Below are 16,434 nucleotides of genomic sequence, written 5' to 3'. Positions count from 1 at the left end.
AATTTTATCATTATTTCCCGTTCACCCACTCACACACTGCCCCAAAATCACAATATCGGCATTCAGGATCCTCAAGCACCTCAAAGTCTTCGCGCAATATCCCTTTCACAACTTCCTTCACCCTTGCGACCACAGCATCGACCTCTTTCACTGCAACATCAACCAACACCATTTTAGCTTTGTCAGGGTGCACATAGAAATGCCCAGCCTGCATAGGCAGCTTCCCATACTTCTCCTTAACAGCCAGACAATAGAGAGCCAGCTGTACATCCTCTTTCATCTTCTTCTTGCTAAGAGTTGTCTTTCCGGTCTTGTAGTCGATGATTATATACTCATCATCAGGAGTTTTGTCTATGCGATCAATGGAACCAACAAAATGATTGCCCTCTAATTCCAGATCGAACCATTGTTCAACATCAATTGTTTCATTTGGATTGGTATTCTCATAATCGAACCAGATGTCTAGCATATTCTCCATCTTGTTCTTTTCCTGCTGTTCACGGGTTGTTGATGTGAAGGCAGAACCATTCCATGTATCGTTGAGCATGGTCTTGGCATCAGCAACGGAAGGGCTTTTACCCTGCATTTTCTGCCTTATCATTTCCTCGTATACAGCATGCACACTGGTACCTACGTTGAAGTATCCTTTCTGTGGAGTAGGTATACGAAGCACAGAATTATATTTGAATCTAAGAGGACAGTCCATATACTCCTTAATCTTCGAAGCCGAGAAACGCATATTCTGATCAACAAGCGGAGGGACCGTTCCATCCACCAGGTCATCCAGTTCAGCAGGCTCCAGAGGGGAAACCTTCAGGAAAGAACCAAGGTCAAAGGCTGAAAGATTGCCATTCATTTCCAGTTCCTTTAACTGTGCCAGCACGACAATAGACTCAAGGGCCTGATCCAGTTGTCCCTGTCTGGCATACATACTCACAAGGTTCTCGTACTCTTCCTTCTTCCTCTGAAGGATTGAAACACTAACAGTTCCATGATGAACTTCTGTTTTAGCTGCTTCAATGAATTCTATCAGCGGATTGTTCTCATAGTCTATCTCATCAAGGAACTGGCTTGGTTTGGAAGGCTTCACATTAGCAGCATATTTCTCAGGAAAGACCAGATACAGTTTTTCCTTTGCACGTGTCATGGCAACATATGCAAGCCTGCGTTCCTCTTCCAGATGTAGCTCTTTCTCATCAGCGTTCCTCTGAACGCCTTTTGCCATATCCGATGGTACTGTAAACGGCTTTCTTCTGTGTTGCAAAGGAAGATGCCGAGCTGCAAGGTCACACACAAAGACAACCTTCGTCTCCTTACCCTTGGACTGGTGGATTGTCATTACTTTTACAGTGTTGTCCTCACTGGCCTCTCCCTCATCAATATCCATGTTGAACACAAGGGCCAGATGTTCCATCACAGCCTCAAATTCTGAGCCTCCATCCACAAGCTCAAGGTCAGCTACCATTTGGACAAGTGAGTTTAGTAACTTGATGTTACGTCTAGAATGTTCATCATTCCTGGCAAGCTGAGAACGATAAAGGTCTGTTTTTTGGGTCAAAAGATACTTTACTGTATCAGAAGGAAGATGATTCTTCTTGTAACTTATGACTTCCTCAATACGAGAAAGGATGGATTTTACAAGCTCTGCCTGCGTTATATCAATATAATCTAAATCGTTTAGTAGAACAGAATATATCCCATCACCTTGAGTGGGATCTGTCTTCTTCACCTGGAGTGCCTGTATGTTTATTTTCTGCAGGTTATGCTCTGTAACACCCTCCCTGAAAAGGACCTTTGCGAAAGAAACACCATTATTGAAAGGATCTGCCAGCAGTTTCATATAAGCCAGAGCATCCTGGATGACCGGAAAATCACTTAACTGCAATGAGCCTACATATTCCACCGGAATCATCAATGCTTTCAAAGCATCGCTGAATTTCTCTCCATCTGCACGCTTCCTGGTGAGTATGTAGATGTCCTGATACTCAAGACCTTCTTCATTAGCAAGTCTCTTAATCTCATTAGCCACCCACTCAGCTTCGCTGTCATCATCTGGTGCCTTCACAACCTTAACAAGTTCTCCATCACTATTATGGGCCTTGAAGTCTTTGACTTCCCTTTCGGGATTGCAAGATACTAGTTGTTTGGATAGCTCGACTATCTGATTGGTAGAGCGGTAATTCACTTCTAGAGCTACTTTCTCAAGATTGGAATAATGATCATTCAATTGCTTGATATTGGAAAGGTATGCACCTCTGAAACGATAGATGCACTGGTCATCATCTGCAACGCATGTCAGGTTTCCACTGTCAGCAAGAAGGTGCACAAGATGCAATTGGGCATAATTTGTATCCTGGAACTCATCTACCAGAATGTAATCGTATCTGCTCTTCACTTCATTCTTGATAACATTGTTCTTCTCAAGAAGAGAGCAGGCCATGGCTATCATGTCATCATAATCCACAAAATTATTGTTCCATTTATACTCTTGATAATGCCTGTAGAATCTTTCAAGGTCAGCCATTTTCAGAAGCGTATCCTTCTCTTCATCATCAATTGAAGGATCTGAAAGTTTCTTATCAATATAGTCTTTAAGCTCATCATGGTCTATTAGATGGTCCTGGAATTGAGATACACCTTCCATCAGACTTGTTATCAGGTCATATGGAACCGGTGGTATGATAAGATTCTCAAATTCAAAGGTATCGATGTTCCTGATACCCCATACATGGGAATGCTCTTTTGAGATAAGCCTGGTTCCGTAGCTGATACCCATATCCAGCGGGAACTGTCGTATGAGTTCATTGCAGAATGAATGGAATGTAGAGACACTAATACCACTGCCAATGCCAATTTGTCTCTCGATCCTCTCTTGCATCTCACCGGCTGCCTTCTCTGAGAATGTCAGTGCCAGTATCCTCTCTGCTGAGATTCCATTGTCAATGAGATCAACTACCTTTTCGGTTATCGTAAGTGTCTTCCCTGAACCGGGACCAGCAAGAATAAGAAGTGGTCCTTCTGTGTAAGTCACTGCTTTTAATTGTCCATCATTAAGAGTGCCTGCGACCATTTTTCTCATCACCACTACACTAGAATTACTAATGTAAACGCGATTATTATATTTATGTACTTCTGTAATTTTTAAAATCAAATCAGAATTATTCTAGTTGATTACTTGTGCAACCGGTTGTTATTTTAAAAATAATAGAGATTACACGATAAATAAAAACAGAGAAGTGTAGCTTGCTGCTATAAGATATTATGTAGAAAATAATATCAATAACTTAACGACAAAATAAAATAACAATGTATTTATGTGAGGAAATATGTATTTTCTACAGTATACATATATTTACTGGGATTGCGAAATACAATAAAAAGAAAGTGTTGAGGGGATATCTAACAGAGGACTACCCACTCAACAAAATAAGCATCGGAAGAGATTAACAGATAATATCTTTCAAAAAACAGGATGATGATCATATGGATGGCGATGTAATCATAACAACTGAGGGTATAATTTCCACCCTCAAAAACAAATATACTGAAAAAACGTTCTATAAGGCCATCGCAGAATATATTTGGAACGGTTTTGATGCAGGTGCCACCAAAGTAGAAGTTTTATATGATATGTCTAACGGCGGTACTTTCAAGCTTCTAAAGATAATCGATAATGGACATGGAATAAATCAATCCCATCTGCCGCATACATTCAAGCCATTTCATGTTTCCGAAAAAAAGAAGGAATCTAATGATGACAGTGACATTATGCTAACAATGCATGGAAAGAATGGAGTAGGAAGGTTTTCCTTCTTCACGTTCGCAAGAGTGGCAACATGGGATACTGTATATCGTGAAGAATCTTCCAAATATAAATATCAAATAGAAATAGTGGATAACAAACTGGAACATTTCTCTGGGCTTGAGGCAATCCCTGAAGAAACAAATGATCCAGAAGGAACAACTGTCGTTTTTTCCCGCTTTAAGAGACCACCAAGAATAAAAAAGTCCAAGAAGGGAGGATCACGAGAAAAACAAATGTTAGACCATCTTAAAAATGAGTTTGGGTGGTTCATGGAATTAAAAAAGCCATTGGGATATAAGCTGCTGATAAATGGCGAAGAGCTTGATTATTCAGACCTCATAGGAGGAAAAGATGCCATTAAGATAGAGCACAACGGCATTGTTTTTGATGTGAGGTACATCCAGTGGGAAAACCAGTTGGATGAATATTCTAAATTCTACTTCCTTGACAATAACTACAAGTTAAGCTATAAAGAAAATACTACCTTTAATAACCAGGGCGATTATTTTTACCATAGCGTATTTATTTCTAGTGATTACTTCGAAGACTTCAGCATAGTAGACACTGGTAATACAACCCTCTCCGGCGGATGTCGTTCAGACGGCACCTTTAAACATCTGAAGGAAGAACTTGAAACATTTCTTCGAATTAAACGAAAGCCATTCTTGAAAGAACATGCTAAAACGGTAATACAGTCATTTGAGGAAGAAGGTATTATAGACCGAAAGAGCAAAAATGAATTCGAGTTAATTCAAATAGATGATCTTGAATGCGTACTTTCTGAGTTGTACACTACGCAACCAAAAGCGTTAAACGGCTTGAAGACAGAGCAAAAGAAAATCCTTGTGGGCTTATTTGCTAAAATATTGATTTCAGATGAGAGAGAGGAGGTTATATCAATAATAGAACAAGTAGTAAACCTAAGCCCTGAAGAAAAAAAGCAATGGGCTGAGATGCTGAAGTTAACAGATATGTCTCGCATAAACAAGATGCTTAATCTGCTGAGAGACCGTTATTATGTTATTAACTTCTTAAAACAGATTGTTTTTAACGAGAATCTTGGTGCAGATGAAATCCACCATCTCCAGAAGATTGTTGAAAATCATCCTTGGATATTTGGAGAAAAATATAGCTTAGTTGCAGCAGCAGAAGATAATTTTGAAAAGGCCCTTCAGAGTCATATTTACATCTTGAGAAAAGATGACAAAAAGGTCACTATAGATCACCCCAATAAACAAAAACAAGTAGATGTATTTTTGTGTAGGCAAACAAAGTATGGTAATGCTATCCACAATTTAATTATTGAGCTCAAACATCCATCAAAAAGAATTGGTATGAATGAACTCAACCAAGTTAAAATTTACATGGAAACAATAAGAGAAATCTCTCAATTCAATGGGGATAGTTATACATGGGATTTCATACTAGCAGGAACCAAGTTTACTACTAATAGATATATAGAAAAAGAAATAGAGAACAGTAGTGTAAAAGGTGAACCTGATCTTGCTTATAGTGTTGATAATTATAAGATATACGTAAAAAAATGGTGTGATATACTCAATGCATGTGAGTTAAGGCACAATTTTTTACAAGAAAAACTAGAGTTTGATAAAAACAAATTGTATCTTGAAGTTAGTTCTGCAGATGAAGCCGTTGAATTATCTAAACAAAATTCTGCTGGCATTTGCAGTTGGTAAAAATATGCCTTGCTTGTAATAATATCTTTGTCTGGTTGAAGCATTTGTATTTTGTGGAAAGAAACAAACAGGTTGCTTAATCCACAACTCATATATAAGTACAAACTCATGTTTAATTGTAGACTTTACTTTGTTTTTATCAAATGATTAGTACTTTGTTGAGGGTAAGAGAAATCCATTCTACCCACAACGCATATATAAACAAAAATCCTGTTTTACTATGTAGGCTTTTAACTATATTGCCGGCCCCCAACCTCGGCGTCAATAAAATATACGGACACAAATATCCACAATGGATAAGATATCTGCATATCTATTCTAACAGCCTTCTAATGGAACTACATCCAATATAAGAAGGAAGAGCATCATTAGTAAAATAATGATACCACCAAACTTATTAATATAAATGAGTACAAAAGGGAAATAGCATCAGCTATCCGGAGGTATATTGTTCCAAAATAATAGTTCAATATTATCAAAATTGGTCTAAAAGCGCAAATAACGTTGGTTGGGGAAGAACGCGGCGCTTGGTATACTATCATTTTCTGTGCAGTCCTTTTAGACAAATGGATGTTATAACCTACTTTAAGCAAAGATGATATCATTTTTTAGTCTTTGTGAGAAAAAAAGTATTAAAAATAAATGACACATCCATTATTGCCCGATAAATTAATATAATAATTAAGTAACGAGTTACATGAAAATGATCACAGAAAATGACAAAACAGTCGCTGAAAATGAGAACAAGGCACGTAATCCTACTAGAAAAGAGCTCAAAGAAAGGATTGCAGAACTGGAGAAACAGCTGGAGGTTTCCCAATCCAGATCAGAAGAGATCGAAGAATTCTATTCTGACAGGCTCAATAATCTCAACGACGTACTTTTTGCTGTTGATACTGGTGGCTATTTCACATACATCAATCCTGCTATCAAGAACATAACAGGTTACGATGTAGAAGAGGTCCTTGGAACACATTTTACCAGACATGTTCACCCGGATGACATACCAGGACTGCTTGAAGATATCGAAAAGACCGTTTCAGGGGAACATAAACCCTACATGTTCAGGATAGTGAAGAAAGATGGCACAATAAGCTACGTTCATACCACATCCCGCCCGATCATCAAGAATGGTGAGTTCAAAGGTATCAATGGACTGATGGTCGATATTGCAAGACTGAAACATGTTGAGTTCAAGCTCAAGGAAGAAAGGGACAGGGCACAGAAATACCTGGATATAGTCGGAGTCATCATCCTTGTTACCGACAGGGAAGGAAAGATCAAACTTATCAATAAGAAAGGATGTGAGCTTTTTGGACAAAAGGAACAGGAACTCATTTCAAAGAACTGGTTCGACATCTCATCCCCTGAAGAAAGCAGAGAAGGGACAAAGAGCGATTATTCAAAACTAATGGGTGGAAAGGTAACACTAAAACCATATTTTGAAGGAAACATTAAGATAAAGGATGAGAGCAGGATATTCGGCTGGCACAATATCCTCCTCAGAGATGAAAATGGAGAAATTACAGGAGTACTGTCATCAGGTAATGACATTACAGAGATGAAAACTGCTGAAAAGGCACTTGTTTTCGCAAAACTCATCACTGAGAATGCCAACCGTACCAAAAGACAGTTCCTATCCAATGTTAGCCATGAGCTAAGGACACCACTTAACCTGATCATCGGATACTCTGATCTGCTCCATGAAGATTACCTTGGTGAGACCAATGATGGACAAAAACAGTACCTGGACGTCATAAAAAGAAGTGGTAACCGCTTACTCCTACTTATCAATTCCATGATAGAGCTTTCCGCAGCAGGCGAGGGAAAGATAGAACTTGACAGAAAGAACTTCTCTGCACCGGTCATAATAGAGGACATAAAGAACTCAACACTACCAATGGCCAAAAAGAAGCACATAGAACTAAGCTTCGAGCTTGAGGACGACATCAGAACCATTTATGCAGATAAGAACAAGATAAAGACCGTCCTCTACAACCTGATAAATAATGCCATCAAATTCACTCCCGATTATGGAGATATCAAGGTCAGTATCCTTAAAGAAGGAGAGGTGCTGAAGATATCCGTAAAGGACACAGGTATTGGTATAGAAAAGGATGATATCAACAGATTATTCCAGCCCTTTACCCAGATAGATTCTGAACTTAACAGAAGGTTCGAAGGTGTTGGCCTTGGACTTATGATAGTGAAAGAGTTCGTGGAAATGCACGGTGGGAAGATACAAATTGAAAGTGAGATCGATAAAGGAAGTGAATTCACCTTCACGATACCCATTTCCAATAAGGAATGATCATACCTTTATTTTCACCGCAGTGCCATAGGCAAGTAATTCTGCAGCACCTGCCATTGTCTGAGAAGTAGTGAACCTGACATTCACTATAGCATCGGCACCTATCTCTTCCGCATTCCCTACCATACGATCATAGGCTTCTTTCCTTGCCTGTGTGAGCATATCTGAATAACCCTTGAGCTCACCGCCCACAATATTCGTCAGGCCGGCAACTATATCGTTTCCAATATGCTTTGCACGAACTGTGTTCCCGAACACAACTCCGAGTATCTCAAGTTCTTTTCCATCTATGCCATCTGTTGTCGTTACTATCATTCACTCACCTCATCCTGTTGTTTATCTAATGTAAAAGTGAACCTGCTACCCTTATCAGGTTCACTGGTGGCAGTTATAGTTCCACCCTGACCTTCGATTATACCCTTAACAATTGAAAGACCAAGACCACTTCCCCCAACTTTACGTGTGGAAGTACTGTCTATCTGGTAGAACTTATCGAATATCCTCTCAAGTTCCTCAGGACCCATACCAATGCCATTATCAATCACACTGATCTCGACATGATCATCTTTTTCCACAACATCAATTGTGATCATATCCCCTTCATTACTGAACTTAACAGCATTGTTGAGAAGATTTACGAACACCTGGACCAGTTTGTCCTTATCCGTATTGACCAGTGGCAGGCCATCCGGCAGGTTCACCTGTACTGTCATATCCTTTTTCTTCAGGGAACTGGCAAGGACCTCAAGTGATACTTTTATCGTATTCTCAATTTCCACAGGCTCCCGATGGAACTTCATACGATCAGATTCTATCCGGGAAATATCAAGAAGATCATCCACCATGCGGGACTGACGGTCTATATTCCTGATAATGATATCAAGCATCTTTTCCTTCAACTGAAGACCACATCCATCATTCTCAAGAAGGAACTCACTTGATGTCTTCATGGCAGTAAGAGGTGTCTTGAGCTCATGAGAAACAATTGAAAGGAATTCGGTCTTCAGCCTATCGAGTTCCTTGAGCTTACGGTTCGCAGCCCTCAGGGATTCATTGGATTCCTTGAGTTCCTGTGTCTTTTCATCAACCTCCTTCTCAAGGCTCTTGCTCCAATTGAAAAGAATAAGCACCAGGAAAGAGCTTACGAAAACGATAAAGAGTACAGACACAACAGCCACGATGAACAGTTTCAGGTAAACAGATACTATAAGCCGGTCAACATCGGAAGACGGACTGGTTATAGCAAGTGACCACTTCTGATTGTACCATTCTATAGGAGAATACGAAACAAGCCTTTCCTCGACCATAGTCCCATTATCAAGAACCAGATACTTGCCGGTCCCATCCCCACCTTTGGACTGTTCTTCTATGATATCACTAAGTCCTGAGGAAGTAGAGGCCGTTACTTCTGCATAGCTGGCACGCCTTGGATAATCCCCCTGGTCAGCATATAGCAACCTCCCCTTATCGTCTATCAGATATGCATAACTTGAAGAGTTAGATTCTGAAACATACCTGCTCTTAAGGTCAGATTCCTGAATGATCGCAATAAAAGCTCCCCTGAACTCATCACCCTCATAGACAGGGATCCATATGAAAGATCCATAATTGCCTTCCATGAGCTTCAATGGATCTGTAACATAGACTTCCCCGGTATCACGCACCATTTCAAAAGCACGGTACTGTTTTGAATCGTAGAGGTTCAGACCGATCGGCACATTATCCTCAGGATAACCAGAGACTATTGTACCTTCCTCTGAGACATATTCAACCACATAGAACATCCCTGCAACATCGTAGACACTCTTAAGATCGGACAGGTAATTATCAGGGGGGACACCCGTATCCTTTTTTGCAATGACCTCCAGCAACAGTACCCTCTCATTCAGGGACCTCTCGATGCTGCTGGCTATCTGACGGGTCAGTAATAATTGTTGATTCTGGTATTGTTCCTCAACAACAGAACGTACCTCCATATTTGTCTTCATCCAGAGGAAGAATATGGAGCTTATCAAAAGCAGAACTACTACGGCAAAGAGAATTAGATTCCATCTGCTTTTCCTGTTCCACATGTATCAAAAGAAAATATATCAATCCTGATTTCGTCTCAGGACCATCTTTATGCGTGCTTTCAGTTCTTTCAGGTTGAATGGCTTGGTAACATAATCATCGGCTCCCAGCTCGATACCCTCTACCTTATCATCCACCTCACCACGTGCAGTGAGCATTATTACGGGAATATGACTGTAGAGCGGATCAGACCTGAGTTGCTTACATACTTCAAACCCATCGATACCAGGGATCATGAGGTCAAGCAATATCACATCCGGCCTTTCTGAGTGCACTTTCTCTATGGCCTCATAGCCATCCTGTGCTTCCACAACATTATATCCTTCCGTTTCCAGAGCAACTTTTAAGGCTATCAGAGCATCCATCTCGTCATCGACAATGAGGACTTTCTGCCTTATATCGGACATACTTTCCAGTGTCTCTTTGACCTGAGATTCAGAAACAGATAATTTCTCAGAGATCTCCTTTGTAGTTATACCGGGGTTTTCCTCCATAAGAGAAAGAACCTTCCCGCTAATGTTTTCTCCATCCATGATAATTCGACCTGAAACAAGCTTATAAAATATAGAAGTACGATATTATTAAAACCTTTCTAAATATCAAAGAGTTTATGCTTTTGTAAACAGATCATCCAATAAAAGAAGATCTTATAAGCCATAACATAATATGTTACTTAGATATAAATGGACGCGCTGGAAGAGATCTTTGGAAAAACGGCCCAGATGACGGTTCTGAAAAACCTTATTGCACACAAGGATGAATCGACATATCTGTCCGGAATTGCAGATGAGACCGGATTATCACACTCCAGTGTTGCAAGAGTTATCACCCCGCTTATAAAAAGTGATATTGTTATCGAGAAACCTCTTGGAAAACAGATAAGAACATTCAGACTCAACCTCGATAACGAAAAGACAAAACTTATACTTGATTTCTACGACAGTATCAACACTATATCTGATTGAACCTTTGTCAATTTTAAAGCTGCTCTGAATATCGTCCGGAATTTCCCAGCATCTTTTTTGCAAATATACCTTCGATATGTGCCAGTATGTTCACTATATGAAGGGATACGAATACCATGAATACGCCGGATACTGAATAAAGTACCGAGCCTATGAAACTATGTGCTGGCCCCTCACCAAACAGATATGCCAACGGCGACATGATCAAAGCGATCGTAAATGCCACAAGGGAGATCATTGCTACAAGTGAGAATATCCCAAAAGGGAATTTAACTAAAAGAAATAGCAGGGCTTTCCATGTCACAGGACTCTTTATCCTGTACATAGCCTTTCCAAGTATACTTTTATCCTTAGAGTACTTCAGGGACATTGGAGGGATCTCGATCCCAAGTAACCATACTGCCATCTGGCGTTCAAATGATGCGATCTCCCACCATGCCAGAAATACAAGGATCAGAACAGGAATACCGATCCATACTATCAGAAGACCAAATCCCAATGAAAGACCGGTGACAAGGAATACAAAATAAGCGGTCCCAAGAGGGAAAGAGAACAAAAGATACAAAATGTTCAGATATGTCTGCTTCATGAAAGCTACCTTAATAAGATCCCACATAGCAGTCCTGATCTCAGCCATTTTATCCTCGTTTTTTAATGATGGCAGATACCTGCCACCTCTGAAGTCCTGATATTATCTAATAGTTACTGTCTACTGTTGTTTATTGATCAGTACCGATCATTTACCATGCATTTCAATACGTTTGGGCCGTCTCACAAGGAAATAGATAAGAGCACCCAACAAATGAGTGAATATTATCACGATGATCCATATCAGTTTGTCATTGCCTTCGGAAGGTTCCTTGGTCGCACAATCAATGAGCATCCATACCCAGAACAAAGTACCGAGTATTCCCACCCCAAAGAAAAGCAGGAATATGATAAATGGAATTATTCCAAACAATATCTCGTCGAACATTATAATTTCTCCGCCAGTCTCCTCTTATTTTTAGTGAATGATGCGATACATATTAAATTTATTCGTGTCTCAGAGCATCTACCGGATTCATCCTTGCAGCCTTATTCGCAGGATAGAGACCGGCAAGCAATCCAACTACGAGCGATACCAGCATACCTATAAGGATCATATCTACAGGGAACACGTAAGGAAGACCCATTGCATTATCTGCAAGATAGGCACCTAAGACACCCAGGATTATTCCCAGTACTCCACCTAAAAGACCTACGACCATAGATTCCACCATGAACAGGGACAGAACCTCATAGTTCTTGTATCCAAGAGATTTCATGATACCGATCTCACCTGTCCTTTCGGTAACTGTGACAAGCATGATGTTCATGATACCGATGGAACCCACGATAAGTGATATCAGAGCAACGGAAGTGAGCAAAGACCCAAGAGCCGCAGATAACTGGTCCACCTCTTCAAGTATCTCACCCTGGTTTACAAGTGAATACGGTTTTGCATCCTCATTATCAAGGTCCCTGAAAGGAACACCAAGATCCCGTGCAAGTCTCTTATCAAGCTCATCCGTCACCTCATCTATGGATTCAAGACTTGAAGCTGCAGCAAAGAAACCCCAGTAATAATCCTCCGCCATGATCTCATTCATGGTTGCAATAGGAATGAATATCCTGTCATCAGGCTCAATTCCACTCTGAACGAACGTGGTCTCGGGACTGTCAACAATGCCCTTTACCTTGAACTGCTTTGTAATGGTCTCGCCATCAGCTCTTGTAAATGTGAGCTCGATGGTGTTCTTGTCGGATATTTTTCGGTCGAACTTATCGTATGCCACATCGTGACCGATAACTGCCATGTACTTGTCCTTGTCATCGATGAAAGTACCGCTTTCCATCTGGATATTACCTACTTCCTCATAGTCCTCCGAGACACCCTGAACAGTGATCTGCCGCGTGGTTGAGATATACTTCACCTGGGCTACTTCCTGACTCAAAGGAGATACTCCCATAATACCAGGAGTGTTCTTGATGATCTCCATCTCATCATCGTGGAAGAGATTCGATGTCTTGCCTTCCACTATTATGAAATTATTACCTACAGAGCCTATCTCTTCGGTAAAGAACTGGTTGAAACTGGCTCCCAGAGATACATTGGCGATCACTGCTGCCACACCGATAACAATACCTAGTGTTGTCAGTGCGGACCTGAGCTTTGAACTGCTGATGCTGCTTACAGCCATCCTGAAGGAATGTTTCAGACTCAGCATTGTGAACACCTACTTCAGTTCTGTTTCCTGCGCTTCACGTAAACGACTGCAGGGATGCCAAGCAATGCGATCAGTATAACAGCTGTGACTGCAAGATTCCCACCGGTGCCCTCATCTTCACTGGTAAGTTCAAGATCACGGATACCTACCTCTGTGCTATGATCATTTATCCCATTCCTGTAATCCACTGTGATCGTAACAGGAACAGACTCAGCTTCAATATCGGCCTTTGCATCGATCTCTATGGTAAAGAGCTCATCTGAGTCCATTGAACCAACAAAGTATTCCTCAGGTGAGAGATCGACACCATCAGCACTAAGCTTTACACTGACAGAGCTAAGGGTATTCGGGTGCATATTTGCAACATCGAACTCAAGGGTTCCTTCACCATTGATCAGTTCCATCGGTTTGGATGGTATTACCTTAATAGAAGCGGAATCCACCTTTACAGGGATCCTCCAGTTGTTATTATAAGCATAGGAATTTCCTACCATTGAAAGGTCAAGGTAGTAGGTGCCATCCTGAGCATTGTCTGCTATTTCAACATTGTAGCTCAAACTTATTGAATCTCCAGGACCTATCACACCAGACCCGACATAGCTCTCACTTGTGACATCGACACCATCCACCCCATTCAGTACTGCAGACTGAACACGTGCATTGGTATCATATACCTCATCATCAAGAGTTACAGAGCTTTCTGTTGCTGTATTAGTAAGAGTGAAACTAACTGTTCCTGTATCCCCTGGCATGAATACCACAGGATCACAGGTGATCTCTGTAAGTTCTATGGTCCCTTTACTGTCAAATGAACTGGAACCGACGTTCAGGTCAAAGGATGACTTATACCATGAACCGTCTTCATGAACCTGATAATATATGTCAACTGTACCTGTTCCTACTTTTGCATTGGGATCAACGTAGAGGCGGAATTCATGAACGGCTGCGTCATCAGGAGAAAGTATGCCGATGAATTCCACCGCGTTGTTCTGTGAATCAAGAGAGAACGGGTATTCAGGATCCATCTTCAGGGATACAGCATCTGCACGACCATAGCCTATGTTCTCGATCTTTACCCGGACATCAACATATTCACCTATCTGTGCCGGGAAGGGATCATAGTCTATTATATCCACCGTCATCGTGGCGGCGGAATCTGCAGAAGCAGGTACCATGAAAGAAGTGCTTAACATCGCTACACAGAGCATTACATAAAATGCTCTTTCAATAATATTGATAATTTTCATTGCAAACCACCCAACTTAATTATTACCAACATAGCCATCCATGATATGAACAACTCTATCCACATACTGCTCCATTTCAGGATCGTGTGTGATCATCACTATGGTACGACCCTTCTTGTGAAGGTCAGAGAATATTCCCATTATCTCCGCACTTGTCTTTGAATCCAGATTCCCTGTAGGTTCATCGGCAAGTATGAGGGAGGGATCATTTATCAGTGACCTTGCTATTGCGACCCTCTGCCTCTGACCACCTGATAGTTCCGGTGGCCTGTGGCCCATGCGGTCATCGAGACCCACTAACTTTAGCAGGTCCCGTGCCCGAGTGGAGGTGTCCATTCCCTTTTTAGCATTGGAATAAGTTGGAAGCATTACGTTCTCATATGCGCTCAGGCGTGGAATGAGGTTGAAGTTCTGGAACACGAAACCGATCTCAAAACCACGAAGCTCAGCAAGCTCATTATCGGATATTACATTCGTGTCCTTTCCCATGAGCAAGACCTTACCATCGGTAGGTCTGTCAAGACAACCTATCATGTTCATCAGAGTGCTCTTTCCCGATCCGGAAGGACCCATGATGGCAACAAATTCACCCTTCTTTATACGCAGGTCTATACCATGCAGGATAGGTACTTCCATATCCCCAAGGAAGTAGCTCTTTTTAAGACCCGATATATCGATGACGTTTGCATCATCAGGGACAAATTCATTATAACCAGCCATTTGCATTCACCTCAACTTATACCAACTTGACTATTTATCGTCAGGTTAGTCAATGTGAAGAAAATACTTAAACGTTTCGATATATCGACTGGTTTGACCACATAGTTTTAGCTAGATTAACCAGAATTAACATAAAAACGTCAGGATATGGGTCATTATTCATGTCTAAGGGCATCCACCGGATCAAGGTTGGCAGCCTTGTTGGCCGGATACACACCTGCCACCAGACCCACAAGAACAGAGATGAAGAAACCAAGGAATATCAGATAGAACGGGAACACAGGAGGAATGTTCAGATAGATCTCTACTACATAGGACCCTACAAGACCCAGAAGTGTACCGAGTATACCACCAATAACTCCCACGATCATAGATTCCAGAATAAAGAGAGTGAGAATACCTCCTCTTGTATAACCAAGGGATTTCAAAAGACCGATCTCACGGGTCCTTTCAGTTACGGTGACAAGCATGATGTTCATGATACCTATAGAACCAACGATCAGAGCCACAACTGCTACAAGCGTTATCAGTATTGTCAATGACTGTGCAAGAGCATCAAGCTGCTCGATGATCTCTGCCTGATTGAAGATACGATAGGGTTTTGCATCATCATTGTCAAGGTCCCTTGAAGATACACCCAATGACCTTGCAAGTCTCTTATCCACCTCATCTGAGACCTCTTGAACCGACTCAGCATCCCCGGTCCTTGCAGAGAAACCGCCATAATCGGTCACATTCAGCATCTCGTTCAAGGTCGCTATTGGGACATAGATGATAGCGTCACGATCCGGACCACCTGTTACAAAGGTATTGTCCTCACTGGAAAGCACACCTTTCACACGGAACTTCTGGGTCACGCTGGTACCATCATCACGTTTGATAGTGATATCCACATAGTTCTTGATGGAAACATCCTTATCGAACTTCTCCTCAGCAACCTCTTTTCCCAGAACTGCCACATACTTATCCTTGTCCGACAGGAAATTACCTTCGTCCACGCCAAGATTCGATATGTACTGGGCATCTTCGCCCACCCCCTGCACATCTATCTGCCGGGTCGCAGAGAGATATGTAACAGCAGCAGTTTGCTGATTGAAAGGAGATACACCATCAATACCTGGTGTGTTCCTTATAAGTTCCAGTTCAGCATCATAGAAGATATTGACATCCTGACTGTATATGATAATAAAATTAGAACCCAGTGAACTTAGCTCATCTGTAAAATACTGATTGAAACTTGCACCCAGTGATACATTCGCTACAACTGCAGCTACGCCTATTATGATGCCAAGGGCAGTAAGTGTAGACCTCATCTTTGCACTGCTTATACTTCCAAGAGCAATAACAAATGAATGTCTCAGGCCTATCAT

13 protein-coding genes are annotated in these 16,434 nt (G+C 41.2%); 3 read left to right on the top strand and 10 right to left on the bottom strand.

The window, feature by feature from the left end; translation table 11 throughout:
* Positions 1-10 precede the first annotated feature (10 nt).
* Positions 11-3,079: an ATP-dependent helicase gene (locus BM008_RS12165; RefSeq protein WP_245748031.1), complete on the bottom strand. Its 3,069-nt coding sequence runs from the start codon at positions 3,077-3,079 to the stop codon at positions 11-13.
* Positions 3,080-3,483: 404 nt separating this feature from the next.
* Here BM008_RS12165 and BM008_RS12160 point away from each other — a divergent pair, with 404 nt between their 5' ends.
* Together BM008_RS12160 and BM008_RS12155 are read left to right on the top strand one after the other, a co-directional pair.
* Complete coding sequence (locus BM008_RS12160) at positions 3,484-5,502, top strand: ATP-binding protein (protein WP_091937384.1); 2,019 nt, start codon at positions 3,484-3,486, stop codon at positions 5,500-5,502.
* Positions 5,503-6,199: 697 nt separating this feature from the next.
* The gene (locus tag BM008_RS12155) at positions 6,200-7,813 is read left to right on the top strand and encodes a PAS domain-containing sensor histidine kinase (RefSeq protein WP_091937382.1); all 1,614 of its coding nucleotides are present in this window, start codon (positions 6,200-6,202) and stop codon (positions 7,811-7,813) included.
* Here the strand turns inward: BM008_RS12155 and BM008_RS12150 are convergent, their stop codons facing one another.
* The 3 genes from BM008_RS12150 to BM008_RS12140 are packed head-to-tail and all read right to left on the bottom strand — an operon-like array spanning position 7,814 to position 10,416.
* On the bottom strand, positions 7,814-8,128 hold the full coding sequence (locus BM008_RS12150) for a YbjQ family protein (RefSeq protein ID WP_091937380.1): 315 nt from the start codon (positions 8,126-8,128) through the stop codon (positions 7,814-7,816). It abuts the gene before it with no gap.
* Entirely contained in the window at positions 8,125-9,885 is a 1,761-nt protein-coding gene (locus BM008_RS12145) for a sensor histidine kinase (RefSeq protein WP_091937378.1), read from the bottom strand. The genes BM008_RS12150 and BM008_RS12145 overlap by 4 nt, the downstream gene beginning before the upstream one ends.
* A gap of 18 nt (positions 9,886-9,903) precedes the next feature.
* Positions 9,904-10,416 (bottom strand): response regulator, encoded by a 513-nt coding sequence (locus BM008_RS12140; protein ID WP_091937376.1) that lies wholly within the window; start codon positions 10,414-10,416, stop codon positions 9,904-9,906.
* Between the two features lie 150 nt (positions 10,417-10,566).
* Here BM008_RS12140 and BM008_RS12135 point away from each other — a divergent pair, with 150 nt between their 5' ends.
* Positions 10,567-10,848, top strand: coding sequence for a hypothetical protein (locus BM008_RS12135; RefSeq protein ID WP_091937374.1), 282 nt, complete (start codon positions 10,567-10,569; stop codon positions 10,846-10,848).
* Positions 10,849-10,861: 13 nt separating this feature from the next.
* On the opposite strand, the gene BM008_RS12130 is transcribed toward BM008_RS12135, so the two are convergent.
* The 6 genes from BM008_RS12130 to BM008_RS12105 all read right to left on the bottom strand — a co-directional run bounded on the left by BM008_RS12130 (position 10,862) and on the right by BM008_RS12105 (position 16,434).
* Positions 10,862-11,485 carry a sensor domain-containing protein gene (locus tag BM008_RS12130; protein ID WP_091937372.1) on the bottom strand — a complete coding sequence of 208 codons (624 nt, stop codon included), beginning with the start codon at positions 11,483-11,485 and terminating at the stop codon, positions 10,862-10,864.
* 99 nt (positions 11,486-11,584) lie between these two features.
* Positions 11,585-11,824 (bottom strand): PLDc N-terminal domain-containing protein, encoded by a 240-nt coding sequence (locus tag BM008_RS12125; RefSeq protein ID WP_091937370.1) that lies wholly within the window; start codon positions 11,822-11,824, stop codon positions 11,585-11,587.
* 58 nt (positions 11,825-11,882) lie between these two features.
* Positions 11,883-13,097 (bottom strand): ABC transporter permease, encoded by a 1,215-nt coding sequence (locus BM008_RS12120; RefSeq protein ID WP_091937368.1) that lies wholly within the window; start codon positions 13,095-13,097, stop codon positions 11,883-11,885.
* A 14-nt stretch (positions 13,098-13,111) separates the two neighbouring features.
* A complete protein-coding gene (locus tag BM008_RS12115; RefSeq protein WP_245748030.1) occupies positions 13,112-14,344 on the bottom strand; it encodes a COG1361 S-layer family protein in 1,233 nt (410 codons plus the stop codon).
* Positions 14,345-14,359: 15 nt separating this feature from the next.
* On the bottom strand, positions 14,360-15,064 hold the full coding sequence (locus BM008_RS12110; protein WP_091937366.1) for an ABC transporter ATP-binding protein: 705 nt from the start codon (positions 15,062-15,064) through the stop codon (positions 14,360-14,362).
* A 155-nt stretch (positions 15,065-15,219) separates the two neighbouring features.
* Positions 15,220-16,434 (bottom strand): ABC transporter permease, encoded by a 1,215-nt coding sequence (locus tag BM008_RS12105; protein WP_091937364.1) that lies wholly within the window; start codon positions 16,432-16,434, stop codon positions 15,220-15,222.

The organism is Methanolobus profundi, assembly GCF_900114835.1.
Classification (GTDB): Archaea; Halobacteriota; Methanosarcinia; order Methanosarcinales; family Methanosarcinaceae; genus Methanolobus; species Methanolobus profundi.
This window is presented reverse-complemented; position numbering and strand designations above follow the sequence as displayed.